Source organism: Kitasatospora sp. NPDC057198 (genome assembly GCF_042670125.1).
Classification (GTDB): Bacteria; Actinomycetota; Actinomycetes; order Streptomycetales; family Streptomycetaceae; genus Kitasatospora.
Map to the genome: position 1 here is coordinate 1 of NZ_JBHUWH010000626.1, position 3,752 is coordinate 3,752.

The 3,752-nt window shown below is 72.9% G+C and carries 2 protein-coding genes; both read right to left on the minus strand.

Annotated features, from left to right (window positions below; translation table 11 throughout):
* Positions 1-94: 94 nt before the first annotated feature.
* Entirely contained in the window at positions 95-532 is a 438-nt protein-coding gene (locus tag ACFUEL_RS36795; protein WP_380242101.1) for a hypothetical protein, read from the minus strand.
* A 148-nt stretch (positions 533-680) separates the two neighbouring features.
* Positions 681-2,459, minus strand: a complete 1,779-nt coding sequence (locus ACFUEL_RS36800) for an MFS transporter (RefSeq protein ID WP_380242103.1) — start codon at positions 2,457-2,459, stop codon at positions 681-683.
* Between the last annotated feature and the right edge of the window lie 1,293 nt (positions 2,460-3,752).

Genomic DNA, 3,752 nt, shown 5'->3' on the forward strand with positions numbered 1-3,752 from the left:
GGGTCGGGAGGGAGGGGTGGGGCAGGGCGGGGCGGTTCCCGGACCATTGTGGTGCGGGGCGCGGCGCGTGCGGCGGCGCGTGCGGCGGCCGGGTTCAGCAGTGCAGGCGCCACCGGACCCAGTAGCCCGTGCCCTCAGGGCCGTCGCCGGCGCCGGTGTGCCGCACCTCGCCCGCCAGCAGGCGGGCGTCCGGCGGCTCCTGGCGGTGCCCGGCCAGCAGGGCGTCCAGCTCGTCGTAGCGGGCGTCGACCCCGCCCAGGGCCGGATCGGGGGCGCCCTCCCCGCGCTGCCCGGACCACCGGAGGCGGATGGCCCACTGCTCGTGCTCCCACGCCACCGCGGCCGGGGGCGCGGGCCAGACCCGGTACTCGCCGGGGCCGTCGCCGGTGTACTGGCCGTAGCCGTCGAAGTAGTGCGGCTCGCCCCCGACACCGGCCAGGCCGGCCCGCAGGCCGTCGTACCACTCCAGTTCGACGGTCACCCGCTCGAAGCCGTCCGCGATCAGCTGCTCCTCGCCCCAAGTCCCGTTCATCCGCGCAGGATACCGCCGCCGGCCCCGGGGCGCGGGGGCCGGGGCGCGGGGTCTGAGCGCGGGGTCGGGGTGAGGGGGTCGAGTCCGGCGGCGGCCGGCCGTTCGCGCTGCTCGTCGGGGGAGGTGCCGGCGGTGCAGCCGGCCCGGGTCACTGCGCCGCCTCCCCGGCGGGCACCGCGCCCCCGGCGGCGGGCCGGGCCGCCCGGCCCGGCGCCGCCTCGACCGACCGGACCCGGGAGACCGCGTACAGCCCCGCGCACACCATGATCAGACCGCTGGCCAGGAAGATCGTGTCGGTGCGGTGGAAGCCCACGCCCAGGACGGTCACCGAGAAGTCCGGGGAGAGCGCGCTCGCCAGCAGCCCGGCGATCACCATCGAGGACACCGACGCCAGGAAGACCAGCGGGTTGATCGCGGCGCTCACCCGGCCCAGCATCCCGGCGGGCGTCTCCGCCAGGATGATCGGGCCGAGCACGGTGTTCACCAGCGCCAGCGGCACCCCGATCAGCCCGATCACCGCGACCGCCACCCACACCGACGAGGACCTGGCGAACAGGCCCACCAGCACCGCCGTCACCAGCACGCCCCAGCTCAACAGCCGGTAGGTGCCCGTCCGGCGCATCAGCCTCGGTGCGAGCAGCGCGCCGAGGACGCTGCCCGCGCCCAGCGCGCCGTTCAGGGTGCCGACCCAGTCGGCGTCCGCGTGCAGGTTCTCCGCGACGAAGAAGATCTCCAGGACGGTGATCAGACCCACGCCGAAGGTGTAGACGACCAGCGTCACCGTCACCGTCCGCAGTACCGGGCTCGCGGCGATGAACCGCCAGCTCTCCGCCAGTTCGGCGCGCAGCCCCGACGCCTTCCCCACCGGACGCGCCGCCGGGCCGTCCGCGTCGATCCGGGTCCACGCGATGCACGCGAAGGACACCAGGAACGAGGCGGCGTTCACGACCAGCGCCCACTGCGCGCCCACCGAGAACAGCAGCGGGGCCGCCAGCGGCGGACCCAGCACCGCGGCCGAGTTCGCGCTGGCGGTGGCCAGGCTGTACGCCTGCGGCTGGTCGGCCTCCGCCACCACCGCGCCGATCGTGGCGAACCGGGACGGGTTGAAGAACTGGGCGGCCACCGAGGACAGCGCCACCACCGTGTACACCAGCGCCAGCCGCAGCCCCACCGACCACGCCGACCCGACGACGCTCACCACCACCAGCAGGCCCACCAGCGCCGCCCGGACCAGGTCGGCGGCCATCATGGTGCGCCTGCGGTTCCAGCGGTCCGCGTACACCCCGGCGAGCGGCCCGACCAGCACCGTCGGCACCGCCGCCGCGATCAGGACGCCGCTCACGGCGGCGGGCGCGTACGAGGCACCGGCGGCGATCTCCGCCCCGACCCACAGCACCAGGGTGGTGTCGAAGACGAAGTCGCCGAACTGCGAGACCGCCTGGCCGAGCCACAGCTTCTGCCAGTTGCGGTTGGTGCGGAGCCCTGGCGCGGGGCGGGTGCCACTCATGCTTCTGCCTGTCCCTCTGGTAGCGGTGCCTGTAGTGGTCGGGTGCGAGGTTCGAGGTACGAGGTGCGAGGTGCGAGGTACGAGGTGCGGGATCCGGTTCGGCGGCGGCATCCCGTCGGGCGCGGTGTCCGGGACCCCGCAGGCCATCGCGAACACCCGGGCGGCGTGCCCGATGTTCTGCAGTGGGAAGCGGTAGGCCCGGGGGTTCGGGTACTTCCAGGACATCCGGTCCGGGGCGGCCGCCGTGAACACCCCGAACGACGCCGTTTCGAAGAAGTGCTGACGGGACATCAGGTGCTCGACGTCGAACACGAACACGTACGCCTCGGTCCCGTGCCGGACCCCGCCGCCAGTCGCGGCCCGCAGCGGCGCGAAACCGAGCCGCAGCACCTCGGCGGACACGTCCAGGCCGACCGGCACCGGCCTGAACCGCCGGTGCGCGCGTCGCGACCGGAACACGGTGCTCGCCTGCACGGACTGCGCTATTCCCAATTCCCCGACCGGATGCCGCTGGAGCAGGCTCGAAGCTCCGTAGGCGAGCGCCACCGCACCCGTCTCGGCGAGGGTGGATATCGCGGAACCGGCCGCTGGAATGGGTATTCCGACGAGTATCCGGCTTCGGTCGGCGTTCCGGATGACTTCGCGCGTCGCGGAAACGGCCGTATCGTCTTTGCGTGCGCCTGGTGGTCCGCTCTGCATTCACCTGCGCATTCGTTTCCGCATTTGCCTACGCATTCAGTCCGGCATTCGCCCCTGGGCCGGTCCGGTGGATTTCCGTCCGGCGCCTCGGGAATGCTCTCCAGGAGGCGGCGGGCCTGCTCGGCGCCGGCCTCCGGGGTGAAGTTCCCGATGACCACCAGATTCGCCGCGGCGCGGTGGTAGCGACGGGCGCGGAACTCCTCGCGGCCCCGGACGGTGATGCCGGGCCCGGAGTCCGGGTGGCCGACCGGCGGCAGCCACTCGATGGCGCCCCCGAACGGGCGGCCCCGCGTCCGCTGGAACCGCTCGCGCAGGACGATCTCCTTGTGGGCGAGCACACCGCGGGCCCCGCCGACCGTGATGCGCGTGGCATGGGCCATCGTCGTGCTCCTCCGGGTCTCGGCAGTTCGACCCGCCGCCGTAAGGGTGGCGGCGGCCGGGTCGGGGTGGTGCGGGGGACTACTGGTTGATGTTGATGTCCGGCGCCGCGGCCTCGGCGTCGTCCTCGGGGCGCGGGTCAACCGACATGACGTCCTCCCCGATCGAATTCAGACCCCTCATTGGATATCGCGCGGTCCAGAATGTTGGACGCGTGACAGGGTGTCAAGAGTCGTGAGTGCGGAGAACTCCTGCCGGGCGCCGGAGTTCGACATAGTTCGAGGACGCCGGAAGCCCTCCGGATCGAAAGCGCTGGTCATCGGCCTGCGAAGGGCGCGGAAGCCGGGGAGGGCCGAAGTCGAGTTCTGCTGCGGGCGGCAGGGCGGGCCCGGAGAGTTCCCGGAGGGTGTTCGATAGGGAATTCCCCCGAAGTGTCCGAATTGATCGCCGGGGAACGGGCCCGGTGCTCCGATCCCACGGCAGAACGGGCTCGTTCCGCGATATTGATCCACCATGACGGAGCGACGCGGGTACCCCTCGGACCTGAAGGACGACCAGCTGCGGGCGGAGAAAAGCTGTCGGGTCCTGTCCGCCGGGCCCGTGGCGTGCGGGGGAGCCCGCGTTCTGGACCTGGAC